The sequence below is a fragment of the Achromobacter mucicolens genome (assembly GCF_029866465.1).
In the GTDB taxonomy this organism is placed as follows: domain Bacteria; phylum Pseudomonadota; class Gammaproteobacteria; order Burkholderiales; family Burkholderiaceae_B; genus Achromobacter; species Achromobacter mucicolens.
The window spans coordinates 2,479,674-2,505,377 of the sequence record NZ_CP123364.1 but is presented as its reverse complement, the minus strand read 5'-3'; the positions used below and the strand labels follow the sequence as shown (position 1 = coordinate 2,505,377).

Below are 25,704 nucleotides of genomic sequence, written 5' to 3'. Positions count from 1 at the left end.
GTGTCCCGCCCATCCATAAGCCGCGTCGCGCACGCCTCGAACATGCGCTGGCTGATGAGCCTGGCGCACATGGAGCCGTCGCCGGTGAATCCGTGGGTGATGCTGCGCGCCGCGCTGGCCATCGGCCTGCCGACGGCGGTGGGCATGGCGCTGGACCAGGGCGCGGCGGCCGCGCTGGTGGCGCTGGGCGCGCTGCCCGCCATCACGGGCGACAACGGCGGCCCCTACCGCAACCGGGCGCTTTCGATCGGGTCCACGGTGTTCGGCGGCGCCTTGGGTTACCTGCTGGGCAACCTGATCGCCGGGCACGGCCTGTGGACCTCCGCGGCCATGATGGTGCTGGTGCTGGCGGCCAGCCTGGTCGGCACTTTCAACAACATCGCCGCCGTCGCCACGCTGCAATTTGCCACCTACGTCATCGTCGGCTCCAGCTTGACGTCCACGCTGCCCGCGTGGATGCCGCCGGTGCTGGTCGGCGCGGGCGGGCTGTTCGGCCTGGCGCTGACGCTGTCCGGGTGGGTGGTGAACCCCATCGCGCCGGAGCGGGCCGCGGTGGCGCAGGCCTACCGCAAGCTGGCGGCAATGTTCACGGCGATCGGCACCTCGCGGGTCATGGCCGCGCGCCGCGACATGGAAGCGGCCATGACCGCCGCCTATGACACCGTGCTGGCCGCGCGTGGCCGGTCGGCCGGCCCGACGCCGCGGCTGGCGCGCCTGGCCGCGCAGTTGCAGGCCTGCACGCCGCTCACCAATGCCGCGTTGACGCTGGCGCGCGCCGGCCGGGTACTGCCGCCCGAGTGCGCCCGCGTCATGAACCACGTGGCCGACCGGGTCGAAAACGATGCCGAACCGGACGCGCGCGACGACATCGCCGCCCTGCGCCGGGCCGGCATGCCGCAGCTGGCCGAGGCGCTGGAGCAGGTGCAACTGTTGCTGAACGGCGCCCGCGCCGCGCAGCCCGACGCCTTCGCGACGCTGCAACCCGCACCCGCGCGTACGCCTTGGCGCGTGCTGGTCCGCACGTACCGGCCCGGACCGACGACGGTGCGGTATCTCGTGCGTCTGGGGCTGTGCCTGCTTGCCGCCGAGGCTGTCGCCCTGGCGGCCGCGCTGCCGCGGTCCTACTGGGTGCCGCTCGTCGTCGTGGTGGTGTTCAAGCCCAACTTCGGCTCGGTGTTCGCGCGCGCGCTGCAAAGCTGCGCGGGCAGCGTGGTGGGCGTGGGCATCAGCGCCACCGTCCTCGCGCTGGACCGGGGCGGCCTTGCCAGCCTGTTGACGGTTGCCGCGCTGGCCGCGCTGCTGCCGTGGTCGATACGGCGCAACTATGGGTTGTTTTCGGCCATCATGCTGCCCATCCTCATGCTGCTGATCGGCGCGCTGCAGCCGGGGAGCTGGGCCATTGCGCTGGCCCGGCTGGTGGACGTGGGCGTCGCGGCGGCCATCGTATTGCTGGTGGGCTATCTGCCCTGGATCCGGATCGAACGCAGCAATCTGGACCATGCCGTGTCCTCGGCCACGTCCACGCTGGCGGCGTACCTGAACACGGTCTTTCAGGCCGATCCCGACAAACGGCACGACCTGCGCGCCCGCGCCTACTCGCGCCTGTCGGACCTGCGCATCGCCTTGCAGCGCGGGCTGTCCGAGCCCCGGCTGGTCAGCCGCCGCGCGCTGGCCTGGTGGCCGGTCGAAGTGGCGCTGGAACGCGTGGCCAACGCCATCTCGGACACGGCCTGGTCGCTGCCTGACGGCCAGGCCGCGCCGCCCGCCGCCGAGGTCGCCCAACTGGCCGCCGCCCTGGATCGCATTGCCGGCTCCGTCGAACAGGGCCTGCCCGTGCCTGGCGATGCGATCTCGACGCCTTCGCCCGCGCTGCGCGACGTCGCCGCGCAGATCGAAGCCTTGCGCGCCACGCTGGCCGGACCCGACTTCACCGCCGCGCCCGGCCGCCCTGCCAATCCCTCCCCCCTTCATCAGGTCTGAATCATGTGTCTTGCCGTACTGGCCCTGCACTTCTTGCCCGGCATCCCCGTCCTGATCGCCGCGAACCGCGACGAGTTTCACGCGCGTCCCACCCTGCCCGCCGCGCAATGGCCGGACGCCCCGAATATCTACGCCGGGCGCGACGGCCAGGCGGGCGGCACGTGGATGGGCGCGACGACCGAGGGGCGCTACGCGCTGGTCACCAACTTTCGCGAGCCCGGCCGGCATCTGGACGACGCGCCGTCGCGCGGCGCGCTGGTCGAGGACTTTCTGCGCGGCGCCATGACGCCGCAGGCGTATCTGGAAACGGTGCATGACGTGGACCAGGCCTATAACGGCTTCAACCTGATCGTGGGCGACGCCCGCCAGGCGTGGTACCTGAGCAACCGCGACGGCGGGCCGCGCGCGCTGGCGCCCGGCATCTATGCCCTGTCAAATCACCTGCTGGACACGCCTTGGCCCAAGCTGGCGCGAACCAAGGCCGCGTTCACCGCCGTGCTGCACCACCAGCCGCAGCCGGACCTGCCCGCGCTGTTCACCGCGCTCGCCGACCGCAGCCCGGCGGACGATGCAGACTTGCCCGCCACCGGCCTGCCGCCCGACCGCGAGCGACTGCTGAGCAGCCCCTTCATCGTCAGCGCGACGTACGGCACGCGCAGTTCCAGCGTGATGGCGCTGCATGGCAACGGCGCCGCCCAGCTCGAGGAACGGCGTTTTGCCCCGGATGGCGCTGTCAGCGGCGTCAGCCAGCTGACGTTTTCCTGGCACGAGGCCGGCGGCAGCGACCCGGCACGCGGCGCCTGATACAAACGGTTGATTTCCTAGGCGGACGGACGCGAACTCGCCTTGCGCGGTCAAGTCGAATCGTTGCAAGCTACCGCCGGGGGCAGCCACAACGCGCTGCCCCGCCGGTTTTCCTGCAGGAGAATTCCATGAACAAACGTTTTGAACGCTGCACGATGGCCGCCGCCATGGCCCTGGGCAGCATGGCCATTGCAGGCGTCCTGTCCACCGCCCAGGCGGGCATGCCGCCCGTGCAGCATCAGGGCACGGTGGAGTACGTCAGCGGCGGCATCGGCATCGACGAATCGGAAGCCATGAAGGCCGCGTCCAGCAGCTATCCGCTGGCGCTGACCTTTGCCGCCCAACGCGGCGGCAAGGCCGATTACGTGGCCGACGTGACCGTCGCCATTCGGGACGCCCAAGGCAAGGCCGTGCTGCAGACCACGTCGCAAGGCCCCTACATGCTGGTGAAGCTGCCTGCGGGCAGCTACAAGATATCGGCCACGTACGACGGCCAGGCGCAGGACCGTGAGGTCACGGTGCAAGGCACGGGCACCGCGCGCGCCATGTTCGAGTGGAAGTGATGCCGGGCGGCCGCGGCGCGTAACGCCGCGGCCAGTCTCATTGGGTCGTGCGCCGCAGGTTCAGACGCCCGCGAACAGGATCGCGATCACGAACCCCACGCCCGCCGTCCAGACCAGCGAGCGCAGCGCGCCCCAGTTCGCCAGGTACATCGCCAGGTATCCCAGCCGCGTGCCCAGCCAGCACGCCATCAGCGTGGCAACGTGCGCGGGCGAGGCCTGGTTGTACAGCGCGAACAACACCGCGGCGTAGAAAAACGGCAACGCTTCGAATGTGTTGACCTGCGCGGCATTTGCCCGCGCGCGCCACCCATCCTGCCGCGCCAGCCACGCGCGCGGATCGTTGTTGTCGAACTTCTTGCCGCCTGCCTTGGCGATGATCGTGCACACGAACGGCAGCAGCGCCGCGGCCAGCATCAACCACGCGATTGTCTTCATTCCTGACTCCATTGCTGGCGGCGCCATGTCCGCCTGACATGCGGGGCATGTGCCGCCGCTGCCGCATGGTCGCCTGAAATCACCGGCAAGGCAAAGCCGGCGCGGGCGCGCGCGTACACTCAGGCCTTCGCGATAGCCTCCCACCCGCCGATGCCGCACGTCATGCCGTGGTTTGCCCTGTTCCTGGCCGCCGCCCTCTTGTGGCCGCCTGGCACGCGCCGCTGGGCGCTAGCCCCCCTGGCGGTGGCGTGGGCCTGGGCATTGGCCGACGGCGTCGTGGATCCCGTGGCGCTGGCGTGGCCGGCACTGCTGCTTGCTGCGGCCGCGCTGGTGCGCGCCGGCGCAGGGCCGGCATCGCGCGCGGCCGGTCATGCGCTCTTCGTCGCCGTGGCCGTGCTGCTCTTTGCCCATCTGTTGCCCGGTTTTCACAACCTGCGCGTCATTGCGCCCGCGCCGCTCACGCCAGACGCGGTGCCGTTCGGCATGTACCTGAATATGGACAAGCCGCTCGTGGGGTTCTGGGTGGTGCTGGTGTTGGCCCCGCCGATGGCCGCGGCGCATGCGCGGCTGACCTTGCAGGCGGCGTTGCTGGCGTGCGCGGGCGCAGTGACGGCCTGTTTGGGCTTGGCGCTGGCGTTGGGGGTGGTGGGATGGGCGCCCAAGTGGCCCGCTTCCGGGTGGATCTGGCTGCTGAACAACGCCCTGCTCGTCACGCTGGCCGAAGAGGCGTTGTTTCGAGGATATGTGCAGGAGCGTCTGACGCAATGGTGGCGTCATCATCCGTGGGGCGCCTGGGCGGCGCTGGCCGTGGCGGCCGCGCTGTTCGGGCTGGCGCACTACGCCGGCGGGTGGCAGTGGATGCTGCTGGCGGCGTTGGCGGGGGTGGGATACGGCGTGGCCTACCGCTACGGCGGCCTGGCCGCCGCCGTACTGGCGCATCTGGGGCTGAACGCGGCGCACTTCGGATGGTTTACCTATCCGATGCGCGCCGCACTCTGAACGTCAGGCCGCCATTGCCGGGTAGTCGGTATAGCCTTCCGGGCCCGATGCGTAGAACGTGGCCGGGTTCGGCGTGTTGAGCGGCGCATTTTGCTGCAGACGCTCGGCCAGATCAGGCGTGGCGATGTACGGCACGCCAAACGCCACGGCGTCGGCACGGCCGGCGGCCACGGCGGCCTCGGCGGTTTCGCGCGTGTAGCCTTCGTTGGCGATGAACACGCCGCCGAATTCGGCCTTCATCATCGGCGCCAGGCTGTCCGGACCTTCGTGTTCGCGGGCACACAGGAAGGCGATGCCGCGCTCGCCCAGTTCACGCGCCACATAGCCGAACAGGCCGGGCAGATCCGAATCGCCCATGTCGTGGGCGTCCGCGCGCGGCGACAGATGCACGCCGACGCGGCCCGCGCCCCAGACCGCCACGCAAGCTTCGACCACTTCGAGCAGCAGTCGCGCGCGGTTTTCAATGGAGCCGCCGTACTGGTCCGTGCGATGGTTGGTGCTGTCCTGCAGGAACTGGTCCAGCAGGTAGCCGTTGGCGGCATGCACTTCGACGCCGTCGAAGCCCGCATCCATCGCCATCTGCGCGCCGTGGCGGTAAGCCTCGACCACGCCGGGGATCTCCGCGGTTTCCAGGGCGCGCGGCGTCACGTAGGCGCGCTTGGGACGGACATGGCTGACATGGCCCTTGGCCGCGATGGCGCTGGGAGCGACCGGCAGTTCGCCGTCCAGGAACATCGGGTCGGAAATGCGCCCCACGTGCCAGAGCTGCGCGACGATCACGCTGCCCTTGTCGTGCACCGCGGACGTCACCTTGCGCCAGCCCTTGACCTGTTCGGGCGACCACAGCCCCGGGGTATCCGCGTAGCCGACGCCCTGCGGCGTGACCGCGGTGGCTTCCGTGAGGATCATGCCGGCACCGGCGCGCTGGGTGTAGTACTCGACCATCAGGTCATTGGGCACGCGGCCGGCGCTGGCGCGCTGACGGGTCAGCGGCGCCATCACGACACGGTTGCGCAGCGTCAGGTCGCCGACTTTCAGCGGTTCAAACAACGGGTTCATGAAACATCCTTTCGTCCCGGCAATGGGGCGCTTGCGGGTATGGCAGACGGGCTACATATCCTGGTTCAACTGCCGCAGAAACGCGGCAATCACGGGTTCATTGCGACGAAAAAAGACCCACTGCCCCACCTTGGTCGCTGAAATCAGGCCGGCGCGCTGCAGCACGGCCAGATGCGACGACACCGTCGACTGGGACAGGCCGCAGCGATCATCGATATGGCCCGCGCACACCCCGTGTTCAAAGGTGTGGCCCGGGCGTTCCTCGAAATGGGCGTGCGGCGTCTTCAGCCAGGTCAGGATGTCGCGGCGGACCGGATTGGCGAGCGCCTTGAGAATGGCGTCTGCGTCGATCGCGGGTTGCGTGGCGTCCTGCTCGGTGCGTGAGGAAGTTGCGGTCATATTGGTATATCGCAATTTATCGAATCATATATCGGGTTTAAGCGATATATCGTCATGCCCCTATGGACTTCAAGGATTTTCGGCGTGCCGCCGTCGTTCGGGCTTCAGACTGTCGGCCCAGTCACGCGCGACGTCGCGCCGCGCTTTCCGGTTGACCAGGGCGGTGATGGCCATGGCGATGACCGCGCCCAGCGCCGCCAGCGCCATGTCCTTCTGCGCATCCCAGATATCGCCCTGCGTCCCCAGATACGCCGCGCCCAGGTCGCCGCCAAAGAACTCGGCAGCGCCCCACTCGATCAGTTCGTACAGGGCCGAGGTCGACAGCGTGACGTCCATCGGCAGGAAGTACGCCCAGAACCCGCGCACCTCGGCCACGCGCAGGAAGATCTCGCGGATCGGGTAGGCCAGCAGCAGGCCATACGAGAAATGCACGACGCGGTCGAAGTTGTTGCGCTCCCAGCCCAAGAGGCTGTTGAGCGTACGCCCGGTCAAGGCACGCCACCACTCGTCGTACGGGACCAGGGAATACGTATAGTGCGCCCCGATGGTATGCAGGCACAGAAACAGGAAGATCAATGTGTACGACACGCGCGAGAACACGAACGCGTGCCGCGTGGCAAAAAGCACGATGCCCAGGCCCAGCACCAGCGCATTTTCCAGCGCCCAGGCCGAGCGGTCGTGCGGATCGATGGCCAGCGCCGCCCAGATGACGGCAAACACCCCGGCAAGGGTGAGCAGGTAACGGCGGCGTGCGTCGACCATGGCGGCCTCTAATCGCCCTGCACCCGGCCGCGCAGCCGCTTGACCTCGCCGTGCAGCACCTTGCGCTGCACGCGCCGGCGCTGCGAGGCGCGCGTCGGCTTGGTGGCGCGGCGCGGCTTGTCCACCCGGATGGCCGACCGCACCATGCCCACCAGGCGCTCGATGGCCTCGGCGCGGTTCTTTTCCTGGCTGCGGAACGACTGCGATTTGATGACGATCACGCCTTCCTTGGAGATGCGGTGGTCGTTCAGCGCGCACACGGCATCCTGCACCTCGGGTGGCAGGCGGGAAGCGCGCACATCGAAGCGCAGGTGGACGGCGCTGGAGACCTTGTTGACGTTCTGCCCGCCGGCGCCCTGCGCGCGGATCATGGTGAAAGTCAGGTCGCGCTCGTCGATGAATAGCGAGTCTTGGACGTGAAACATAGGCGGCAAGTCTACAGGGCCGGCAGGCTTCGCGCAGCAGGCACGGAGAACGGCGCGCATGCGGATCCCGCGATTTTCCGGGCGCGGCGCACCCGCCTGCCAACGGCGGCGAACCCGCGTGGCGCAGGGTCTTTCGGCGGATATCGGCCGCGCCAAGTAAAATGATGCGCTTTTGCTCGAATCCGGGGCGGCCAGCCGCCCGCACTCCCCATGACTTACTCCGCCAAAGAAATCTTCAAGACCTTGCAAGGCGAAGGCGCCCATGCAGGCCGCGCGGCGGTATTTTGCCGGTTCGCGGGCTGTAATCTGTGGTCCGGCCGCGAAAGCGACCGCGCCAGCGCCGCCTGCACCTTCTGCGACACCGACTTCATCGGCACCGACGGCGACGGCGGCGGCAAATTCGCCACGGCGGATCTGCTGGCCGACGCCATCGCCGCGGCCTGGGGCCCCGGGGCCGACAACCGCTACGTGGTCTTCACGGGCGGCGAACCGCTGCTTCAACTGGACACGCCGCTGCTGGACGCCATCCACGCCCGCGGGTTCACCGTCGCCATCGAAACCAACGGCACCATCAAGCCGCCCGCCGGCGTGGACTGGATCTGCGTCAGCCCCAAGGGCACGGCCCCGGTCGTGGTCGAACGCGGCAACGAGCTCAAGCTGGTCTACCCGCAACTGAACGCCCTGCCCGACGCTTTCGCGCACCTGGATTTCGAACACTTTTTCCTGCAACCCATGGACGGTCCGGCGCGCGCAGCCAACACCGAGCAGGCCGTCCAGTACTGTATGCAGCATCCGCAATGGCGGCTCAGCCTGCAAACCCACAAATACATAGGCATTCCATGATTTACCCCCACGCCTCGCGGAGCGCACGATGATTTCCGTGACCCGCAGGCTCGAGTTCGACGCCGGCCACCGCATTCCCGACCACCGCAGCCAGTGCCGCAACCTGCACGGCCACCGCTATGTGCTGGAAATCACCCTGACGGGCGACGTGGTGCAGGCGCCCGGCGAGTCCGACAACGGCATGGTCATGGACTTCTCCGAGATCAAGCACATCGCCAAGACCCACATCGTGGACATCTGGGACCACGCGTTCCTGGTCTTCGAAGGCGACACCGCCGTGCGCGGCTTCCTGGACACGCTGCCCGGTCACAAGACCGTCGTGCTGGACCGCATCCCCACGGCCGAAAACCTGGCCACCATCGTGTTTGAAACGCTGGCGCCGCATTACCACGGCCACTACGGCGCTGAACTGCGCCTGACGCGCGTGCGTCTGTACGAAACGCCGAACTGCTGGGCCGACTGCAACGGTTGATCCCTGAGGGGGTGGACGGGTGCCACCCCCAGTTTTCCACTCACGGAAAACCGCCCCGTTATTTTCCCAATTGAGAAAATCTATCGAGAGAGTCGCCATTTTCAATCATTAGTAAGCTAATAGATAGGATACAATCGATTCCATGCTTACTCCTTCCGACTCCCAGCTCATGGCCACCACCGCCAACCTGATGGTGCTGTCGCGCGCCTATCGCGGCGCTGCCGACAAGGCGCTTGCCGACTACGGACTCTCCCAGGCAACCGCGTGGCCCGTCATCCTGGCCGGCCGACTTGGCGACGGGGTTCGCCAAGGCGCGCTGGCCGAAGCTTTGGGCGTTGAAGGCCCCTCACTCGTGCGCGTGCTGGACCAGCTGGTGGCCGCCGGCCTGATGGAACGCCGCGAAGATCCCCACGACCGCCGCGCACGCACCCTGCATCTGACCGACGCCGGCCATGCGCTGCGCGCGCAGGTCGAAGAGGTGCTGGTCGAACTGCGCCGCCGCGTCTTCCAGGGTGTCAGCGAATCGGATCTGCAGGCCTGCCTGCGCGTCTTCGACGCCTTGAAGGTGTCGCTGGGCCGCAGCGGCGCCGGCGCGCAAGAGGACGCGCGGCCATGAAACTGCCGAACGTCCGCGAAACCCTCTTCTCGCTCAAGAGCTACCTGAGCGCCATCATGGCGCTCTATCTGGCTTACAGCATTGGTTTGCCGCGTCCGTTCTGGGCGATGACCACCGCCTATGTCGTGGCCCAGCCGTGGTCCGGCGCGGTGCGTTCCAAGGCCCTGTATCGCCTGATCGGCACCTTCGCCGGGTCGGCGGCCACCGTCTACATGGTGCCGCGCCTGTCGAACTCGCCCGTCGTCATGACCGGCGCGATGGTGCTGTGGGTGGGCGCCTGCCTGTACATGTCGGTGCTGGACCGCACGCCGCGGTCCTATCTGTTCATGCTGGCCGGCTACACCGCCGCCATGATCGGCTTTCCCAGCGTCACCGACCCGTCCCTGGTCTTTGACACGGCCCTCGCCCGCGTCGAGGAGATCAGCCTGGGCATCGTGTGCGCCACGCTGATCCACAGCATCGTCCTGCCCCGCGGCCTGGCGCCCGCGCTGACGCTGCAACTGGACAAGGCCGTGCGCGACGCACGCAACTGGATGCACGACACGCTGAGCGGCAAGACTGCCGAACAGCGCGACAAGGACCGCCGCGTGCTGGCCAACGACATTACGCAATTGCGCCTCTTGTCCACCCACGTTCCCTTTGACACCAGCAATCTGCGCTGGACCGCGGGCGCCGTGCGTGCCATGCAGGACCAGATCGCGGCGTTGACGCCGGCCGTGTCCGCCGTCGAAGACCGCATGCGCGCCTTGCAGGCAGACGGCCAAACGCTGCCAGAACCGGTGCAGGCGCTGCTGGCCGATATTTCGGAATGGATCAATGCCGGCGCCCAGGCCTCGCACGAGACCGCCGTCCAACTGCGCGCCGCGGTCACCCGGCTGACGCCCGGGATCGACAGCCGCTCGACCTGGCGCGACGCGCTGCTGGCCAGCCTGATGACGCGCCTGCGCGAACTGATCGACACGTACGACGAATGCCTGGCCCTGCGCCGCGACATCCGCGCGGGGTTGCAGGGCGCGCCGGTGCGCACCCCGCGCACGGCCCGCGACCCCAATGCCGCGCTGCATCGCGACCACGGCATGGCGCTGCTGTCGGCGCTGGCCGCCGGCCTGGCCATTTCCGTGTGCTGCCTTTTCTGGATCGGCACGGCATGGAGCAACGGCGCCACCGCCGCGCTGATGGCCGCGATCTTCAGCTGCTTTTTCGCCTCGCAGGACAATCCCGTGCCCGGCATCATGCAGTTCCTGACCTACACGGTGTATTCGATTCCGCTGTCGGCGCTGTATCTGCTGGGCATCATGCCGGCCATTCATTCCTTCGAGATGCTGGCGCTGTCCATGCTGCCGACCGCGTTCGTGCTGGGCGTCTTCATTGCCCGCCCGGCCAGCACCGGCAAGGCCATGGCCATGCTGTTCGGATTCCTGGGCACGATGGCGCTGCAAGACACCCACACCGCCGACGTCGTGTCCTTCATCGACACGCAGGTCGCGCAGTGCATCGGCGTGGCCACCGCCGCGATCATCGCCGCCATCTTCCGCACGGTCAGCGCCGACTGGAGCGCGCGCCGCATCCAGGCCGCCAACTGGAAAGAGCTGGCGACGCTGGCCAGCGCGCCCCGCGCGCCGTTTCGCCACACCTATGCCGCCCGCATGCTGGACCGCATCGGCCTTTTGCAGCCGCGCCTGGCGCTGGCCAAGCGGCCCGACGACCTGGTGGCCGCCGATGCGCTGAAGGACTTGCGCGTGGGCCGCGACATCACCGAACTGCAGCGGGCGCGCCGCCATCTGCCGATGGCCGAATCCACGATCCAGCCGGTGCTCGACAGCCTGGCGCAGTTTTTCCGGCTGCGTTCGTCGGGGCGCACGCAAGACAAGACAACCGAGTTCCTGGCGCAGATCGATCGCGCGCTCTGCAGCGTGGCCGCCACGCCGCAGGGGCCCCACGCGCGCGACCGCGCCGTGGTGGCGCTGGTCGGCATCCGCCGCGCCTTCTTTCCCGACGCGCCCGACTTCCAACCCGCCCATCCCACGCTGGAGGGCCACGCATCATGATCGGCGAATTCAATCTCTACGGCATTTACTTCCCCTGGCTGCTCGTGCTGGGCGTCGTCACCCTGGGCGTGGCCTGGGCGGTGCGGCGCGTGCTGGCGCGCGCCGGGCTGTATCGCCTGGTGTGGCACCCCGCGCTCTTTGACCTGGCGCTCTTCGTGGTGCTGCTGTACGGCGTCTCCCTCATTTCCCCTTATTTTCTTCAGAGATAGGTATGAAACTCCCCAATGCCCTTCGCCCTGCTGCTATCGGCAAGTTCGCAGTGACGGCCGTTGTCGTCGCCGCCGCCGCTTACGCCGGCTGGCAGCTTTGGGATCACTATGAAGTCGAGCCCTGGACGCGCGATGGCCGCGTCAAGGCCTATGTGGTGCAGGTAGCGCCCGACGTGTCCGGCCTGGTGACAAGCGTGCCCGTGCACGACAACCAGGACGTGAAGGCCGGCGACCTGCTGTTCGAGATCGACCGCGCCCGCTTCCAGTTGGCGTACGACCAGGCCCAGGCCTCCGTGCGTTCGCAGCAGGTGGCGCACGACCAGGCGCTGCGCGACGCCAAGCGCAACCGCTCGCTCGGCCAGCTGGTTGCGGCCGAAGCGGTGGAACAGAGCCAGACCAAGGTGCAGCAGACCGAAGCCGCGCTCGCCCAGGCGCAGGTGCAACTGAACACTGCCCGCCTGAACCTCGCGCGTAGCCGTGTCGTGGCTGCCAGCGATGGCCGCATCACCAACCTGGACCTGCGCGCCGGTTCGTACGCCACGGCCGGCCACGGCGTGATGGCGCTGGTGGACGCCGGGTCGTTCTACGTCGAGGGCTACTTCGAGGAAACCAAGCTGCCCGGCATCCACGAAGGCGACCCCGTCACCGTGACGCTGATGGGCGAATCGCGCCACATTCGCGGCCATGTGGAAAGCATCGCCATGGGGATCGCGGACCGCGACCGCAGCACCGGCGCGAACCTGCTTCCCAACGTGAACCCGACCTTCAACTGGGTCCGCCTCGCGCAGCGCATTCCGGTGCGCGTGAAGATCGACGACGTGCCCGAGGGCGTGCGCCTGGTCGCCGGCCAGACCGCCACCGTCTCGGTCGACGACCGCCCGCCCCAGCCCGCGGCCGCCGCGCCTCACGCTTCCTGAGGAGCGGCCCGCACCGCCCTGCTTTCCGAAAACCCTTGAATTCCTTATCGACGCCAAGCCGTACCTGCCATGAAAACCAGATTTCTCCTTCCGCTGACGCTGGCCCTCGCGCTGGCCGGATGCGCTGCCGTGGGCCCCGACTACCAGGTGCCGCGCGAGGCCGTGTCCCAGCGGCCGAGCGCGCAATCCTCCTTCGTACAAGCGCAGGAAGACGTGTACCGGCAAGAGGCGGTCCCTGGCCACTGGTGGCGTCTGTACAACGACCCGGCGCTGGACGGCCTGGTGGAAAAGGCCCTGGCCGCAAACACCGACTTGCGCGTGGCCAGCGCCAACCTTGAACGCGCCCAGGCCGCGGTGCAGGAAACGAAGGCCCAGCAGCAGCCGACGATCGGCGTCAATGCCTCGCCCACGTTCGGCCACGTCTCCGGTTTGCAGGAGCTTCAGCCCGGCATCGATCCGCCCAACCGCTGGTCCTACTCCACCGGCGCCAGCGTGTCGTATCAACTGGACCTGTTCGGCCAGATCCGCCGCGCCGTGGAAGCCTCTACTGACGACGCGCAGGCCGCGCAGGCCGCGTACGACGCCACGCGCGTGACGGTCGCGGCCGAGACCGCGCGCGCCTACGCCAACCTGTGCGCGGCGGGCATGCAGCTGGCCTCGGCGCAGCATTCCGTGCAGGTGCAGCGCGAATCGGTCGACGCCGTCGGCCGACTGCAGCGCGCTGGCCGGGGCACCACGCTGGACGTCACGCGGGCGCGCAGCCAGCTTGAACAATTGCAGGCCAACCTGCCGCCGTTCCAGGCCCAGCAGCGCACGGCGCTGTATCGCCTGGCGGCGCTGACCGGCCAGACGCCCGGCGAGATCTCGCCCACGCTGCTGCAATGCGCCAGCGCCCCCAAGCTGACCGAAACCATCCCGGTGGGCGATGGCGCGCAGCTGCTGCGCCGCCGTCCCGACATCCGCCAGGCGGAACGCACCCTGGCCGCCTCCACGGCCCGCATCGGGGTCGCCACGGCCGACCTTTATCCCAAGATCACGCTGGGCCTGTCCGCCGCATCGGGTGGTCCGGCCGCCATGTTTGGCGACCGGGGCACTTTCAGCTGGAGCGTGGGTCCGCTGATCTCCTGGACGGTGCCCAACACGGGCGCCGCGCAAGCGCGCATCGCCGAGGCCCAAGCCAATACCAAGGCCGCCGCCGCCCGCTTTGACGCGACCGTGCTCAATGCCTTGCGCGAAACCGAAAGCGCGCTGGTCGTCTACGCCCGCCAACTGGACCGCGACACCGCCCTGCGCGCGGCCCGCGACCAGAGCGCGGAAGCGGCTTCGCAGGCGCGGCGCCTGTTCCAGTACGGCAAGACGGACTACCTGACCGTGCTGGACGCCGAGCGCACGCTGGCCAGCAATGAAAGCGCGCTGGCGGCCTCGCAGGCGGAGCTCTCCAGCGACCAGATCGCGGTGTTTCTGGCGCTGGGCGGAGGCTGGGAGCAGTAAGCCGGCCGCAAAATCAATTCCATATTATGGGGATCGCATTGATTCCATAAAACCCGCGCCCCTAGAATCGTCCCGAACGCGATAACAACATCAAACGATTCGACAGCGCAGCCCCGACCCGACGGAGCCACCGCTGTAGGACGGGGACAATTCATAATATGGAACATCCGGAAAATATCCGGGACGCGCGGGTGCTGGACAGCATCACCAAGCTGACGCGGGAGGACGCCGGGCGCGTCGTGATCGCCGGGTCGCATGGCGGCAGCTATGCCGCCTATTGCGCGGCACGGGGCGAGGTGCGCGCCGTCGTGCTGAACGACGCCGGCGTGGGCTGGCAGCGCGCCGGCATTGCGGGTCTGGACGACCTGCAACGTTGGGGCGTGCCCGCCGCCACCGCCAGCTACCGCAGCTGCCGCATCGGCGATGGCGCAGACATGGCGCGCCACGGCGTCATCAGCTTTGTGAATGCGCTTGCCCAGGAACTGGGCTGCGAGCCAGGCATGACCGTCTCCGAAGCCGCTGCGCGGCTCGCGCACGCCCAGCCAAACGCCGGCCGCCCCACCGCCATCAAGGAATCCCGCATCGTCATCAAGGCCGGCCCGGACGGCGCCCCGCTCGTGGTGGGCGCCGACTCCGTGTCGCTCGTGGATGCGCAGGACGACGGCCTCATCGCCGTCACCGCCTCTCACGGAGAACGGCTGGCCGGCCTGCAGTCCGATGGTGTCCGGGCGTCCCCGCGCCTGGTTACCTTCAACGACGCGGGCATGGGCAAGGACAGCGCCGGCATAGGACGCCTGCCCCTGCTGCAGCAGCGCGGCATCGCCGCATTGACCGTCTCGGCGCACACCGCGCGCATCGGCGACGCCCGTTCCTGCTACGAGGAAGGGACCATCTCCTCGGCCAACGCCCGCGCCCGCGACCTGGGCTGCCGCGTCGGCACACCGCTCAAAACCTTTATCGACGCCCTGCTCGCCGGGCGCGACACCCACTAGGAGCCTTACCCGCATGTCGGAAAAACTGGAAATCACCGGAGGCGAAGCCCTCGCCCGCATGTTTGCCGCGCACGAGGTCGGCCTGATGTTCGGCATGGGCGGCTTCCAGCTCCTGCCCTTCTATGACGCCGCGCGCCGCCTGAACCTGAATCACAACCTGATCAACGACGAGCGCTGCGCGGTGTTCGCGGCCGACGCCTACACCAAGGTCAGCGGCCGCCCGGGCGTGTGCGACGCGACCCTGGGTCCTGGCGCGACCAACCTGGTGACCGGACTGGCCGAAGCCTACAACGCCGGCACGGCGCTGGTCGCGCTGGTCGGCGACTCGCACCGGATGCACTCGTGGAAGAACATGACGCAGGAGGCCCGGCAGCTGGAGGTGCTGCGCCCAGTCGTGAAAGACGTGCTGCGCGTGGAGATGATCGAGCGCATTCCCGAGCTGGTGCGGCGCGCGTTTGCCGTGGCCACCAGCGGCCGTCCGGGGCCCGTGGTGCTGGACGTGCCCGAAGACATCGCGCACGCGGTCCATGCGTTCGATGCCGACGACTTTTATTCCAGCCCCAACTACCGGCGCTCGCCCGCCCTGCGCTGCCGTCCGTCGGCTGACGACGTGGCCCAAGCGGCAAGCATGCTCGCGGGGGCCTCCCGCCCGCTGATGCTGTGCGGCGGCGGCGTGCACATCAGCGATGCCGCCGATACCGTCCAGGCCTTCGCACGCAAATTCGGCATTCCCGTCGCCCACACCATGAGCGGCAAGGGCGCGATCGCCTGCAGCGATCCGCTGAACGCGGGGCTTTTCGGCCGCTACAGCCGCATTGCCAACGACCTGATCGCCAAATCCGACTGCCTCTTTGTCGTCGGCTGCAAGCTGGGCGAAGTGGCAACCCGCCGCTACGACCTGCTGGCTGCGGGCGCGCCGATCATCCATCTGGATATCGTGGCCGAGGAATTCGACCGCACCACCACTCCCGCCCTGCGCCTGTGGGGCGACGTGCGTGCCACGCTGGAGGACCTGGACGCGCGCCTGGCCGCCCACGGCGCGCCTGCCCGCCAGGACTACGTGGACGAGGTGGGCCAGGCCATGCACGCGTGGCGCGAATCGGTCAACGCAAAGCTGACTTCCGGCGACCGCCCCGTCGGCATGGCGCGGCTGATGCACGAGATCAATGCCTCGCTGCCCGAAGACGGCATCCTGGTGGCCGACGGCGGCTTTGCCGCGCATTGGGGCGGGTTGCTGTTCGACACCAAGCGCGCCGGCCGCGGGTTTGTGCCCGACCGCGGCTTTGCGTCCATTGGCTACGGCATCCCGGGCGCGATCGGCGCGGCCGCGGCGGCCCCCGGCCGCCAGGTAGTCAGCCTGACCGGCGACGGCGGCTGCAATATGTCGCTGGGCGAACTGGAAACCGCGGTGCGCATGAAGCTCGCCTTCACGCTCGTGGTGGTCAATAACGCCGCGTCGGGTTACATCAAGGCGTTGCAGCACCTGATGTATGGCGCGGGCAGCTACCAGTCGTCGGATCTGGTGGACACGAACTACGCCAACGTGGCGCGTGCGCTGGGCTGCAATGGCATCCGCGTCGAGGATCCCGCGGAGTTGCCCGCCGCGCTGGCGCAGGCCTACGCCTGCAAGGACCGTCCCACCATTCTTGACGTGGTGGTCACGCGCGACCCCGCGCACATGCTGCCGGGCGTGGACAGCCGGGCGGCCAAGATCAAGCCGGGCGACCGCATCGCCTGAGGGCGGCGCGCATCGCCCGGTTCGACACACAAAACAATATCAAGCAAGGAGACAAACCTCATGAAGCGCAGAACCTGGATCAAGCTCGCGGCCGCCGCGGCAACCCTGTCGCTGGCGGGCGCCGCCGCGGCGCAGGCCACCTACCCCGACCGTCCCATCCGCCTGATCGTGCCCTTCCCGCCGGGCGGCACCTCGGACGTGGTCGGACGCATCTTTGCCGAAGCGCTGGCCAAGCAGATCGGCCAGCCGGTCGTGGTGGAGAACCGCGGCGGCGCGGGCGGCACCGTGGGCAGCCGCGCCGTGGCCTCGGCCGCCCCGGACGGCTACACGCTGCTGCTGGGCACGTCCAGCACCAACGGCACCAACCCTGCCGTGTACAAGAACCTGCCCTACGACGCGGTGAAGGACTTCACGCCGGTCACGCAGATCATCCGCGTGCCTGGCGTGATCGTCGTGAACAAGAACTTCCCGGCCAAGGACTATGCGTCGTTCACCGCCCTGATCAAGGGCGCCCCGGGCAAGTATTCGTACGCCTCGTCCGGCAACGGCGGCGCCACCCACATGGCGATGGAGTATTACAAGTCGCTGTCGGGCCTGGACATGATGCACGTGCCGTATCGCGGCACGGGTCCCGCGCTCAATGACGTCATCGCCGGCCAGGTGCCCATCCTGTGGGATACGGCCGCGTCATCGATGGCGCACATCCAGTCGGGCAACCTGCGCCCGATCGTGGTGGCCGCCAAGTCCCGCCTGCCGCAGTTGCCGGACGTGCCCACGTTCGCGGAAGTGGGTCTGCCGGACTACGACGCGGAAATGTGGAATGGCCTGCTGGCGCCCGCGGGCCTGCCCAAGGACGTGCTGGCCAAGCTGAACGACGCATCCCGCAAGGCGCTGGCGGACAAGGACGTGCAGGCCAAGTACGCGGGCGTGGGCGCGTATGTGGTCGCCGACAAGCCCGAGGCATTTGCCGCGATGATCCAGGGCGACGTGGCCAAGTGGAAGAAGGTCGCCGACTTTGCGCACATCTCGGCGGAATGACATGGGTCAGCGGCTGAAAGACAAGGTGGCGCTGGTGTTTGGCGCGGGCTCGTCCGGGCCGGGATGGGGCAACGGCAAGGCCGCGGCGGCCCTATACGCACGCGAAGGCGCGTGGGTATTCGCCGTGGACCTGCGGCCGGAGGCCGCCCGCGAAACCTGCGGCATCATCGAAGCCGAAGGCGGGCGCTGCCAGGCATTGACCGCCGACGTGACCGATTCCGGGCAGATCCAGGCGGCGGTCGCCGCCGTGCTGGCGGCCGCCGGGCGCATCGACGTGCTGCACAACAACGTGGGCATCACGGAAATGGGCGATCCCATCGAGGCCACCGAGGAGAGCTGGCATCGCGTGCTGGACACCAACCTGACCGGCGTGTTCCTGACCTGCAAGCATGTGCTGCCCGCCATGCTGGCGCAGGGCGCGGGCAGCATCGTCAACATCTCGTCGCTGGCCTCGATCCAGGTGAATTCCTATCCGTACACCTCTTACTACGCCGCCAAGGCCGGGTTGAACCACCTGACGCGGTCATTGGCCGTGCGTTACGCGCCGGACAATATCCGCGTGAATGCGGTGCTGCCCGGCGTCATCGACACCCCGTTGATCTACAAACAGATCGCGGGCCAGTTCGATGACGTCGAGGAAATGCGGCGGCGGCGCAATGCCGCCAGCCCCATGGGGCGGATGGGCGACGCCTGGGACGTGGCCCATGCCGCGCTGTTTCTGGCAAGCGACGAGGCCAAGTACATCACCGGCGTGTGCCTGCCGGTCGATGGCGGCAAGGCCTGCGCGGGACGCTAGCGCAAAGCCGGCGGGACCGGACTGGCCGGGACGCGATCAGACGCGCGGGGCCAGGTCCGCCGACAATTCCGCCGCCGCGCGCTGCAGCGCAGCCACCACGTCGGCCAGGCGCGCGCCGGACAGGCGCGACCGGATGGCTGCCACGCTCAGCGCCGCCACCACGTGCTGCTCGCGGTCGAGCACCGGCACCCCCACGCCCAGCATGTCCGGAATGATGCGGCCCGGGTTCAACGCATAGCCGTTCCGGCGCGCGGCGGCGATGTCCTCGCGCAGCATGTCGGTCGATGGCAGGTCGGGCGCCGCGCTGGCGTCGTAGCGCGCCAGCACGCGTTCGATATCGTCATTGGGCAGGAACGCCAGCAAGGCCAGGCTGCCCGCGCCAACGCCCAACGGGCGGCGGTGGCCGACTTCCAGCGTCAGGATCTTGATGGGAAAGTCGCCCGTCTTGCGGTCCACGCAGACCGCTTCGTGCCCGGAGCGCACCGACAGGAAGCTGGTGTCGCCCGTGGACTGCGCCAGCCTCAGCACGGCCGATTCGGCGATGGCCTTGATGCCGTGCCGGCTTTCGGCCGCCAGCCCCAGGATGTAGGACTCGCGGCCAAGGCTGTAGGTCTTCAGGCGCGGATTGAGCGACAGGAAGCCTTCCTGCAGCAGCGCCGTGAGCATGCGATGCGCGGTGGGCGGCGTCAGGCCGACATCGCGCACCACGTCCGTCAGGCCCACGCCACGCGCCGGGGCCGCCCCGACGTACTTGAGGATGCGCAACACGCGGAAAATGCTTTGCGCGCCGCCGACGGCGTCGCTCGCGCGGGGCGCCATCAATGCACCGTCGCCCCGTCCGGCGGCGTCTGGTTCAGCCCCAGCGCCGCTTCCCAACTGCGCAGCGGCACGCAGGTCTGCAGGCGCACGATGGCGCGCTGGATCAGGGCGGGATGCAGTTCGTGGCCGACGTGGGTGGCGATGTCGATGGTGGAATCGCCGTGCAGTTCGGCCAGGCGGGCCTGGGCTGCCTGGGCCTGCGACACGCTCATGACCGGATCGTCGGCGCCGTGCAGCAGATGGATGGTGGTGTACTGCGGGGCGCTTTTGGGCAGTTGCGCGTAGCGGCCCGAAAACGCGATCACGCGTCCGGCCATGCCGTCGTGGGCCTGCACCAGCTCCAGCGCCATGATGGCGCCCTGCGAAAAGCCGGCCAGCGCGGTGTCGGACTGCAGCAGGCCGAAACGGGCCTGCGCATCGTGCACGTAGGCTTCCAGGCGCGGCAGGGCCTGGGCCACGCGGTCGACGCGGTTGTCGTCGGTAACGCCGCGCACCGAGAACCACTGCCGGCCGGCGCCGCCGCCATCGAAGGGCTCGAAGCCTTCGGGGATCAGCACCGCCGCGCTCGGAAAGGCCGCGCGTACCGCCTGGGCCAGGGGCTCCAGGTTGGCGGGCGATCCGCCCACGCCGTGCAGCAGGATGAAGAGCTGGCGCACGTCGACGCCCGGATCGGGAAGGAATTCGATAGAACTGGAAGACGCCATGAAACTGCTCCGTGCTGGGCTGGGACCGTGGAATGCGCCCCGATTGCGGGATTGTAAAATGCGCCGCGCCTGGCCGTCCCGGGCCACTTTTCGATACGTCCTGCTGGCGCAAAGCCCGGTACAATACTGTATATTTATCCAGGTATTGAACACCGGGCGCTTTTGCCATGCAGTCCCCCGAACGTATCCATCCCGCGTTGTGGCGCGCCACGCAGTTGGCCAAAGGCGCCGCACGCACCCTGCCAACCGGGCATGCGGCGCTATCGGCCGAACTGCCGGATAACGGCTGGCCGCTGGGATCGCTCGTCGAACTGCTGACGCCCCATCCCGGCATCGGAGAAATCCGCCTGCTGCGTCCCGCGCTGGCCCAACTGGAAACCCGTCGGCCCATTGCCCTGGTGCAGCCTCCCCATGTTCCGCACATCGCCAGCTGGATGAGCTGGCGGCTGGATCCCCGGCAACTGCTGTGGGTGGCGCCGGAAAAACCGGTGGATGCGCTGTGGGCCAGCGAACAGATCCTGAAGAACGCCAGTTGCGGCGCGCTGATCTGCTGGCTGCCCCACGTGCGCCCGGAATCCCTGCGCCGCCTGCACCTGGCGGCCCAGGCCAGCGACCTGCTGTTCATCGCCGTGCGCCCGTCCCGCGCCGCCCAAAGCGCCACGCCCGCCGCCTTGCGGCTAGCGCTGGCGCCCGCGCCGGGCGGCCTGTCCGTACACATACTGAAGCGCCGGGGGCCTGTCTGCGACACCCCGCTGTACGTGGGCCTGGAGCCCGGCGCCCTTACCCCCTCTTCTCCCCGCCATGCGCCTCTGGATCGCCGCATACCTGCGCTGCCTGCCGCTGGACGCCATACGCCCGCACTGGCCGCATGAACAGCAGGCGTTCGCCGTTCTGGACCAGGAACGTGTGGCCGCCCTGACGCCCGCCGCCCGCCAGGCCGGCGTGACGCCCGGCATGCGCCGCGCGGGCGCGGCGGCCATCGCGCCTGGCGTGGAACTGCTGCCCCGCCAGCCGCAGGCTGAAGCCGACGCCTTGCAGGGCGCGGCGCTGGCCCTCTTGCAGTACACCCCCGAAATCGCGCTGGCCGACGGCGACACCGTGCTGCTGAATGTGGGCGCCAGCCTGATGTTCTTTCGCGGACCGCGGGCGCTGAGCCGGCGGGTGGCCGCCACGCTGCGCGCGCTGGATCTGCGGGTGTCGCTGGGCATGGCGCCCACGGCCACGGGCGCCTGGCTGCTGGCGCGGCGCGCCGGCCGGGGCGTGCCCCGCCGCACGCTCAAGCTGCCCACCCTGGCGCGGCGGCTCGATGCCCTGCCCCTGTCGCTGCTGCCCCAGGCGCAAGGCCGCCGCAACTGGCTGGACGACATCGGCTGCCACACGCTGGCGCACCTGCGCGCCCTGCCCCGCGCGGGCCTGCAGCGGCGCAGCGCGCCCGATCTGCTGCAAGCGCTGGACGCCGCCTACGGCCAGACGCCCGAACTCTACCGCTGGCTCGAACCGCCCAACCAGTTTTCGCGGCGGATCGAGCTCATGGACTATGTGGAACACACCGACGCCGTGCTGGCGGTGGCGGGACGCCTGGCCGAGCAGCTGGGCGGCTGGCTGACCGCCCGGCAACTGGCCGTGCGGCGCGTGGTGCTCAGCATGGATCACGAACGCGGCCGCCACGCCCGCCCGCCGACCGAACTGGAGGTCGCGCTGGCCCAGCCCATCTGGCAGGCCTCGCAGCTTCTGCATCTGCTGCGCGAAAAACTGAACCACTTCACGCTGGAAGCCCCCGTCATCGCGGTGGCGCTGCACGCGCCCGACACCGTCGAGCAACCCGCCGCCAGCACCACCCTGTTCCCCGAGCCGGGCGGCACCGCCGCCGACCACGCGCGGCTCCTGGACCTGCTGGTGGCGCGGCTGGGCCGCGACCGGGTGCGTCATGCCCGGCCCACCCCCGACCACCGTCCCGAGGCCGCCAACGCATGGACCGACGCGCTGGCCGCGCCAGAACGTCCCGCCCCCCTGCCGCCGCTGCTCGACCGGCCGTTCTGGCTGCTGGAAACCCCGCAGCCCCTGAAGCTGTCCGGCCATCGCCCCCACTACGGCGGCCAGGCGCTGCGGCTGATGCGCGGCCCCGAGCGCATCGAAAGCGGGTGGTGGGACCCGGCCCTGACCGTGCGCGATTACTTCGTCGCCGAAGACGCGGCCGGCGCGCGCTACTGGATCTACCGCGAACGCGACGCCGAGGACGCGCGCTGGTTCCTGCACGGACTGTACGCCTGACATGCGCATGGACGACGACGCCCCCGATCCGCTGGGCCCGGCTGAGACCCTGGCCCAGTTGCCCGGCTATGCCGAGCTGCAATGCCAGTCCAATTTTTCCTTCCTGCAAGGCGCCTCGCACCCCGAGGAACTGACCGCCCGCGCGGCCGAACTGGGCTACGCCGCGCTCGCCCTGACCGACGAATGCTCGCTGGCCGGCGTGGTGCGCGCCCATACCGAGGCCAAGACCCTCAAGCTGCCGCTCATCATCGGCGCCACGTTCCAGCTGCGCGCCGCGCCCGACGCCGCGCCGCTGGGCCTGACCCTGCTGGCGCAGACCCGCGAGGGCTACGGCAACCTGTCCGAATTCATCACGCTGGGCCGCACCCGGGCGCCCAAGGGCGAATACCGGCTGGCGCCGCAAGACATTGCCGATCCGCCCGCCGGGTACGCGCACCTGCGCAACCTGCCGGAATGCCTGGCCATCCTGACGCCCGCCTACGGCACCGACGCCGACCGCATGGCCGACCAGGCGCGCTGGCTGGCGCGCGTCTTTCCGGGGCGGGCGTGGGTGGGGCTGACCTTGCTGCACCAGTCGCGCGACGACCTGCACCGCGCCGCCGTCGAGCACGCGGCCCAGGCCTCGCAACTGCCGATCGTGGCGGTCGGCCAGGTGCAGATGCATGTCCGTTCGCGCAAGCCGCTGCACGACACGCTGACCGGCATCCGCACCCGCCAGCAGGTGTCGCAATGCGGCTACGCGCTGTCCGGCAATGCCGAACAACACCTGCGCAGCCGCATGCGCCTGGCCAGTCTGTACCCGCCCGACGCGCTGGCGCAGACCCTGGCCGTGGCCCGCCGCTGCACGTTTTCACTGGACGAACTGCATTACGAATACCCCGACGAGATCGTGCCGCCCGGCCACACGCCGACCAGCTACCTGCGCCAGGAAGCGCTGGCCGGCGCCGCCCGGCGTTTTCCGCGGGGCGTTCCCGACGGCATCATGGCGCAGATCGACAAGGAACTGGAACTCATCTCGGACCTCAACTACGAGGCCTATTTCCTGACCGTCTACGACATCGTGCAGTTCGCCCGCAACGCCGGCATCCTGTGCCAGGGCCGGGGCTCGGCTGCCAACTCCGCCGTGTGCTATTGCCTGGGCATCACCGCCGTGGACCCGCAGCGCGGCAACAACCTGTTCGAACGCTTCATCAGCAAGGAACGCAACGAACCGCCCGACATCGACGTCGACTTCGAACACCAGCGCCGCGAAGAAGTCATCCAGTACATCTACGACAAATACGGCCGCGAACGGGCGGCCCTGACCGCGGTGGTCATCTCGTACCGGCCGCGCAGCGTGCTGCGCGACACGGGGCGTGCGCTGGGCGTGGACCCGGGCGTCATCGACGCCGTGGCCCGCGCCCACCAGTGGTGGGACGGCAAGAAGGAAATGCTGCGCACGCTGGGCGCGTGCGGCCTGGACCCCGAATCCCAGGTGGCCCGCCAGTGGGCGTCGCTGGCGCAGACCATGATGGGTTTTCCACGCCATCTGTCGCAGCATCCGGGCGGTTTTGTCATTTCACGCGGCAAGCTCTCGCGCCTGGTGCCCATTGAAAACGCCGCCATGCAAGACCGCAGCGTCGTGCAATGGGACAAGGACGACCTGGATGCCCTGAAGCTGCTGAAGGTGGACGTGCTGGCGCTGGGCATGCTGTCGGCATTGCGCCGCACACTCGAACTGGCCAGCCAGCGCCGCGGCCAGCCGCTGGCCTTGCAGGACATCCCGGAAGGCGACGTGCCCACCTACGACATGATCTGCGATGCCGACACCATCGGCGTCTTCCAGATCGAATCGCGCGCGCAGATGACCATGCTGCCGCGCCTGCGGCCGCGCGAATACTACGACCTGGTGGTGCAGGTGGCCATCGTGCGCCCGGGCCCGATCCAGGGCGGCATGGTCCATCCCTACCTGCGGCGCCGCCAGGGCAAGGAAGACGAAACCTACCCCAGCGAAAAAGTGCGCGGCGTGCTCAGCCGCACCATGGGCGTGCCCATCTTCCAGGAACAGGTCATGCAGATCGCCGTGGTGGCCGCCGGTTTCTCGCCGGGCGAAGCCGACCAGCTGCGCCGGTCGATGGCGGCCTGGCGGCGCAAGGGCGGCGTGGACAAGTTCCGCGTCAAGCTGGTGGGCGGGCTGCTGGCGCACGGCTACACGCTGGACTTCGCCGAAGCCTTGTTCCGTCAGGTGGAAGGGTTTGGCGAATATGGTTTCCCGGAAAGCCATGCGGCCAGTTTCGCGCTGCTGGCATATGCCAGTTCCTGGCTCAAGCGCCACGAACCCGAGGCCTTCCTGGCCGCCCTGCTCAATTCCCAGCCCATGGGGTTCTATGCACCCGCGCAGCTGGTGCAGGACGCGCGCCGCCACGGCGTGTGCGTGCTGCCCGCAGATGTCACCGTGAGCGGCTGGGATTCCGTGCTGGAAACACTGCCCGGCGGCCATCCCGGCGCCCGGCGGCGCGCGCATCACCACGCGCCGCCCGCCGCCGAGCCCCGTCCCGCCGTGCGGCTGGGCCTCAGCCTGCTGCAGGGCATGCGCGAGGACACTGCCCGCCGCATCGAAGCGGCGCGGGCCGAGGCCCCCTTTGCCAACACCGCCGACTTGGCCCGCCGCGCCGGGCTCAACCGCCACGACCTGAATGCGCTGGCCGCGGGCGACGCGCTGCGCACCCTGGCCGGCCACCGGCGCCAGGCCAGCTGGGAGGCCGCCGCCAGCGTGCAAAGCCGCGACCTGCTGCGCGACGCCGAGATCGTGGACGCCCAGGCCCCGCAACTGTCCGCCCCATCCGAAAGCCAGACCGTGGCCGCCGACTACCGCAGCGTGGGCCTGACGCTGCACAGCCATCCCGTGTCGCTGCTGCGCCCGCAACTGGCCGCCCGCAATTTCCAGCCCGCCTCGGTGCTGAACGGCTATCCCAACAAACGCGTCGCCCGGGCCTGCGGCATCGTCACCGTGCGCCAGCGCCCCCAGACCTCCAAGGGCGTCATCTTCGTGACCCTCGAAGACGAGACCGGCCCGGTCAACGTGGTGGTCCGCCCCGACCTCATCGAACGCCAGCGCCGCGAACTGCTGGGCGCCACCCTGCTGGGGGTCTTTGGCGCCTGGCAAAGCGTGGACGGCGTGCGCCACCTGATCGCGCAGCGGCTGGTGGATATGTCCGACCTGCTTGGCGGACTGGCGGCGCAAAGCCGCGATTTCCACTAAAGCTGCGCGGCCAGCCGCCTGCCGCTGTTGCCCGGTTGCACAGGGGCCGCCGCGCCTTGACCACAGCACATCGCCGCTGGTCT

25 protein-coding genes are annotated in these 25,704 nt (G+C 69.1%); 18 read left to right on the top strand and 7 right to left on the bottom strand.

The features are described 5' to 3' along the window. From QEP15_RS11460 to QEP15_RS11450, 3 genes are all read left to right on the top strand, one after another. Complete coding sequence (locus tag QEP15_RS11460) at nucleotides 1-1,980, top strand: FUSC family protein (RefSeq protein WP_227741221.1); 1,980 nt, start codon at nucleotides 1-3, stop codon at nucleotides 1,978-1,980. Nucleotides 1,981-1,983: 3 nt separating this feature from the next. Beyond that, nucleotides 1,984-2,784, top strand: a complete 801-nt coding sequence (locus QEP15_RS11455; protein ID WP_217618450.1) for an NRDE family protein — start codon at nucleotides 1,984-1,986, stop codon at nucleotides 2,782-2,784. Nucleotides 2,785-2,912: 128 nt separating this feature from the next. Next, complete coding sequence (locus tag QEP15_RS11450) at nucleotides 2,913-3,347, top strand: carboxypeptidase-like regulatory domain-containing protein (protein WP_142055502.1); 435 nt, start codon at nucleotides 2,913-2,915, stop codon at nucleotides 3,345-3,347. A gap of 60 nt (nucleotides 3,348-3,407) precedes the next feature. Here the strand turns inward: QEP15_RS11450 and QEP15_RS11445 are convergent, their stop codons facing one another. Then, nucleotides 3,408-3,782 carry an MAPEG family protein gene (locus QEP15_RS11445; protein WP_280018977.1) on the bottom strand — a complete coding sequence of 125 codons (375 nt, stop codon included), beginning with the start codon at nucleotides 3,780-3,782 and terminating at the stop codon, nucleotides 3,408-3,410. A gap of 162 nt (nucleotides 3,783-3,944) precedes the next feature. Between QEP15_RS11445 and QEP15_RS11440 the strand changes: the two genes are divergently transcribed. Continuing rightward, the gene (locus tag QEP15_RS11440) at nucleotides 3,945-4,781 is read left to right on the top strand and encodes a CPBP family intramembrane glutamic endopeptidase (protein ID WP_280148790.1); all 837 of its coding nucleotides are present in this window, start codon (nucleotides 3,945-3,947) and stop codon (nucleotides 4,779-4,781) included. A gap of 3 nt (nucleotides 4,782-4,784) precedes the next feature. Here the strand turns inward: QEP15_RS11440 and QEP15_RS11435 are convergent, their stop codons facing one another. The 4 genes from QEP15_RS11435 to arfB all read right to left on the bottom strand — a co-directional run bounded on the left by QEP15_RS11435 (nucleotide 4,785) and on the right by arfB (nucleotide 7,426). After that, complete coding sequence (locus QEP15_RS11435) at nucleotides 4,785-5,840, bottom strand: alkene reductase (protein WP_280148789.1); 1,056 nt, start codon at nucleotides 5,838-5,840, stop codon at nucleotides 4,785-4,787. A gap of 51 nt (nucleotides 5,841-5,891) precedes the next feature. Further along, nucleotides 5,892-6,239, bottom strand: coding sequence for an ArsR/SmtB family transcription factor (locus QEP15_RS11430; RefSeq protein ID WP_056317201.1), 348 nt, complete (start codon nucleotides 6,237-6,239; stop codon nucleotides 5,892-5,894). A gap of 69 nt (nucleotides 6,240-6,308) precedes the next feature. Further along, nucleotides 6,309-7,001 (bottom strand): DUF2238 domain-containing protein, encoded by a 693-nt coding sequence (locus tag QEP15_RS11425; RefSeq protein WP_280148788.1) that lies wholly within the window; start codon nucleotides 6,999-7,001, stop codon nucleotides 6,309-6,311. Between the two features lie 8 nt (nucleotides 7,002-7,009). Beyond that, nucleotides 7,010-7,426, bottom strand: coding sequence for an alternative ribosome rescue aminoacyl-tRNA hydrolase ArfB (arfB, locus tag QEP15_RS11420; protein WP_152384299.1), 417 nt, complete (start codon nucleotides 7,424-7,426; stop codon nucleotides 7,010-7,012). Between the two features lie 210 nt (nucleotides 7,427-7,636). Between arfB and queE the strand changes: the two genes are divergently transcribed. The 11 genes from queE (at nucleotide 7,637) to QEP15_RS11365 (ending at nucleotide 18,586) form a co-directional block, all read left to right on the top strand. Further along, nucleotides 7,637-8,269, top strand: coding sequence for a 7-carboxy-7-deazaguanine synthase (gene queE / locus QEP15_RS11415; RefSeq protein WP_056317195.1), 633 nt, complete (start codon nucleotides 7,637-7,639; stop codon nucleotides 8,267-8,269). Nucleotides 8,270-8,297: 28 nt separating this feature from the next. Then, nucleotides 8,298-8,741 (top strand): 6-carboxytetrahydropterin synthase QueD, encoded by a 444-nt coding sequence (gene queD / locus QEP15_RS11410; protein ID WP_279990980.1) that lies wholly within the window; start codon nucleotides 8,298-8,300, stop codon nucleotides 8,739-8,741. A 142-nt stretch (nucleotides 8,742-8,883) separates the two neighbouring features. Then, complete coding sequence (locus QEP15_RS11405; RefSeq protein ID WP_128829467.1) at nucleotides 8,884-9,357, top strand: MarR family winged helix-turn-helix transcriptional regulator; 474 nt, start codon at nucleotides 8,884-8,886, stop codon at nucleotides 9,355-9,357. Continuing rightward, entirely contained in the window at nucleotides 9,354-11,405 is a 2,052-nt protein-coding gene (locus QEP15_RS11400) for an FUSC family protein (RefSeq protein ID WP_280148787.1), read from the top strand. Before QEP15_RS11405 ends, QEP15_RS11400 begins: the two co-directional genes overlap by 4 nt. After that, on the top strand, nucleotides 11,402-11,614 hold the full coding sequence (locus QEP15_RS11395) for a DUF1656 domain-containing protein (RefSeq protein WP_025140452.1): 213 nt from the start codon (nucleotides 11,402-11,404) through the stop codon (nucleotides 11,612-11,614). Before QEP15_RS11400 ends, QEP15_RS11395 begins: the two co-directional genes overlap by 4 nt. Nucleotides 11,615-11,616: 2 nt before the next feature. Next, a complete protein-coding gene (locus QEP15_RS11390) occupies nucleotides 11,617-12,531 on the top strand; it encodes an efflux RND transporter periplasmic adaptor subunit (RefSeq protein ID WP_152384297.1) in 915 nt (304 codons plus the stop codon). A gap of 69 nt (nucleotides 12,532-12,600) precedes the next feature. Then, the gene (locus QEP15_RS11385; protein WP_280148786.1) at nucleotides 12,601-14,022 is read left to right on the top strand and encodes an efflux transporter outer membrane subunit; all 1,422 of its coding nucleotides are present in this window, start codon (nucleotides 12,601-12,603) and stop codon (nucleotides 14,020-14,022) included. A 158-nt stretch (nucleotides 14,023-14,180) separates the two neighbouring features. Then, a complete protein-coding gene (locus QEP15_RS11380) occupies nucleotides 14,181-15,014 on the top strand; it encodes a hypothetical protein (RefSeq protein ID WP_279990972.1) in 834 nt (277 codons plus the stop codon). A 13-nt stretch (nucleotides 15,015-15,027) separates the two neighbouring features. After that, nucleotides 15,028-16,752, top strand: coding sequence for a thiamine pyrophosphate-binding protein (locus QEP15_RS11375; protein ID WP_152384294.1), 1,725 nt, complete (start codon nucleotides 15,028-15,030; stop codon nucleotides 16,750-16,752). Between the two features lie 60 nt (nucleotides 16,753-16,812). Beyond that, nucleotides 16,813-17,790, top strand: a complete 978-nt coding sequence (locus QEP15_RS11370) for a Bug family tripartite tricarboxylate transporter substrate binding protein (RefSeq protein ID WP_062841521.1) — start codon at nucleotides 16,813-16,815, stop codon at nucleotides 17,788-17,790. 1 nt (nucleotide 17,791) lies between these two features. Next, nucleotides 17,792-18,586 carry an SDR family NAD(P)-dependent oxidoreductase gene (locus QEP15_RS11365; RefSeq protein WP_062841522.1) on the top strand — a complete coding sequence of 265 codons (795 nt, stop codon included), beginning with the start codon at nucleotides 17,792-17,794 and terminating at the stop codon, nucleotides 18,584-18,586. Nucleotides 18,587-18,622: 36 nt separating this feature from the next. Here QEP15_RS11365 and QEP15_RS11360 read toward each other — a convergent pair whose 3' ends face one another. After that, nucleotides 18,623-19,405: an IclR family transcriptional regulator gene (locus QEP15_RS11360; RefSeq protein WP_056317168.1), complete on the bottom strand. Its 783-nt coding sequence runs from the start codon at nucleotides 19,403-19,405 to the stop codon at nucleotides 18,623-18,625. Then, nucleotides 19,405-20,109: an esterase gene (gene ypfH, locus QEP15_RS11355; RefSeq protein ID WP_217618440.1), complete on the bottom strand. Its 705-nt coding sequence runs from the start codon at nucleotides 20,107-20,109 to the stop codon at nucleotides 19,405-19,407. The genes QEP15_RS11360 and ypfH overlap by 1 nt, the downstream gene beginning before the upstream one ends. 167 nt (nucleotides 20,110-20,276) lie before the next feature. Here ypfH and imuA point away from each other — a divergent pair, with 167 nt between their 5' ends. Genes imuA through QEP15_RS11340 form a run of 3 tightly spaced genes read left to right on the top strand, consistent with a single transcriptional unit; the run spans nucleotide 20,277 to nucleotide 25,621 of the window. Further along, on the top strand, nucleotides 20,277-20,981 hold the full coding sequence (gene imuA, locus QEP15_RS11350; RefSeq protein ID WP_056317163.1) for a translesion DNA synthesis-associated protein ImuA: 705 nt from the start codon (nucleotides 20,277-20,279) through the stop codon (nucleotides 20,979-20,981). Continuing rightward, a complete protein-coding gene (locus tag QEP15_RS11345) occupies nucleotides 20,911-22,380 on the top strand; it encodes a Y-family DNA polymerase (RefSeq protein WP_217618439.1) in 1,470 nt (489 codons plus the stop codon). Before imuA ends, QEP15_RS11345 begins: the two co-directional genes overlap by 71 nt. A 1-nt stretch (nucleotide 22,381) precedes the next feature. Beyond that, nucleotides 22,382-25,621, top strand: a complete 3,240-nt coding sequence (locus tag QEP15_RS11340) for an error-prone DNA polymerase (protein WP_280148785.1) — start codon at nucleotides 22,382-22,384, stop codon at nucleotides 25,619-25,621. The last annotated feature ends 83 nt before the right edge of the window (nucleotides 25,622-25,704 follow it).

Bases quoted from the DNA above. Each gene is read 5' to 3' on its own strand.
- QEP15_RS11430 (WP_056317201.1), bottom strand. From the start codon at position 6,239: ATGACCGCAACTTCCTCACGCACCGAGCAGGACGCCACGCAACCCGCG.
- arfB (WP_152384299.1), bottom strand. From the start codon at position 7,426: ATGTTTCACGTCCAAGACTCGCTATTCATCGACGAGCGCGACCTGACT.
- QEP15_RS11340 (WP_280148785.1), top strand. From the start codon at position 22,382: ATGCGCATGGACGACGACGCCCCCGATCCGCTGGGCCCGGCTGAGACC.
- ypfH (WP_217618440.1), bottom strand. From the start codon at position 20,109: ATGGCGTCTTCCAGTTCTATCGAATTCCTTCCCGATCCGGGCGTCGAC.
- imuA (WP_056317163.1), top strand. From the start codon at position 20,277: ATGCAGTCCCCCGAACGTATCCATCCCGCGTTGTGGCGCGCCACGCAG.
- QEP15_RS11395 (WP_025140452.1), top strand. From the start codon at position 11,402: ATGATCGGCGAATTCAATCTCTACGGCATTTACTTCCCCTGGCTGCTC.
- QEP15_RS11360 (WP_056317168.1), bottom strand. From the start codon at position 19,405: ATGGCGCCCCGCGCGAGCGACGCCGTCGGCGGCGCGCAAAGCATTTTC.
- QEP15_RS11400 (WP_280148787.1), top strand. From the start codon at position 9,354: ATGAAACTGCCGAACGTCCGCGAAACCCTCTTCTCGCTCAAGAGCTAC.
- QEP15_RS11385 (WP_280148786.1), top strand. From the start codon at position 12,601: ATGAAAACCAGATTTCTCCTTCCGCTGACGCTGGCCCTCGCGCTGGCC.
- QEP15_RS11375 (WP_152384294.1), top strand. From the start codon at position 15,028: ATGTCGGAAAAACTGGAAATCACCGGAGGCGAAGCCCTCGCCCGCATG.
- queE (WP_056317195.1), top strand. From the start codon at position 7,637: ATGACTTACTCCGCCAAAGAAATCTTCAAGACCTTGCAAGGCGAAGGC.
- queD (WP_279990980.1), top strand. From the start codon at position 8,298: ATGATTTCCGTGACCCGCAGGCTCGAGTTCGACGCCGGCCACCGCATT.
- QEP15_RS11405 (WP_128829467.1), top strand. From the start codon at position 8,884: ATGCTTACTCCTTCCGACTCCCAGCTCATGGCCACCACCGCCAACCTG.
- QEP15_RS11435 (WP_280148789.1), bottom strand. From the start codon at position 5,840: ATGAACCCGTTGTTTGAACCGCTGAAAGTCGGCGACCTGACGCTGCGC.
- QEP15_RS11380 (WP_279990972.1), top strand. From the start codon at position 14,181: ATGGAACATCCGGAAAATATCCGGGACGCGCGGGTGCTGGACAGCATC.
- QEP15_RS11445 (WP_280018977.1), bottom strand. From the start codon at position 3,782: ATGAAGACAATCGCGTGGTTGATGCTGGCCGCGGCGCTGCTGCCGTTC.
- QEP15_RS11425 (WP_280148788.1), bottom strand. From the start codon at position 7,001: ATGGTCGACGCACGCCGCCGTTACCTGCTCACCCTTGCCGGGGTGTTT.
- QEP15_RS11440 (WP_280148790.1), top strand. From the start codon at position 3,945: ATGCCGTGGTTTGCCCTGTTCCTGGCCGCCGCCCTCTTGTGGCCGCCT.
- QEP15_RS11455 (WP_217618450.1), top strand. From the start codon at position 1,984: ATGTGTCTTGCCGTACTGGCCCTGCACTTCTTGCCCGGCATCCCCGTC.
- QEP15_RS11345 (WP_217618439.1), top strand. From the start codon at position 20,911: ATGCGCCTCTGGATCGCCGCATACCTGCGCTGCCTGCCGCTGGACGCC.
- QEP15_RS11370 (WP_062841521.1), top strand. From the start codon at position 16,813: ATGAAGCGCAGAACCTGGATCAAGCTCGCGGCCGCCGCGGCAACCCTG.
- QEP15_RS11450 (WP_142055502.1), top strand. From the start codon at position 2,913: ATGAACAAACGTTTTGAACGCTGCACGATGGCCGCCGCCATGGCCCTG.
- QEP15_RS11390 (WP_152384297.1), top strand. From the start codon at position 11,617: ATGAAACTCCCCAATGCCCTTCGCCCTGCTGCTATCGGCAAGTTCGCA.
- QEP15_RS11365 (WP_062841522.1), top strand. From the start codon at position 17,792: ATGGGTCAGCGGCTGAAAGACAAGGTGGCGCTGGTGTTTGGCGCGGGC.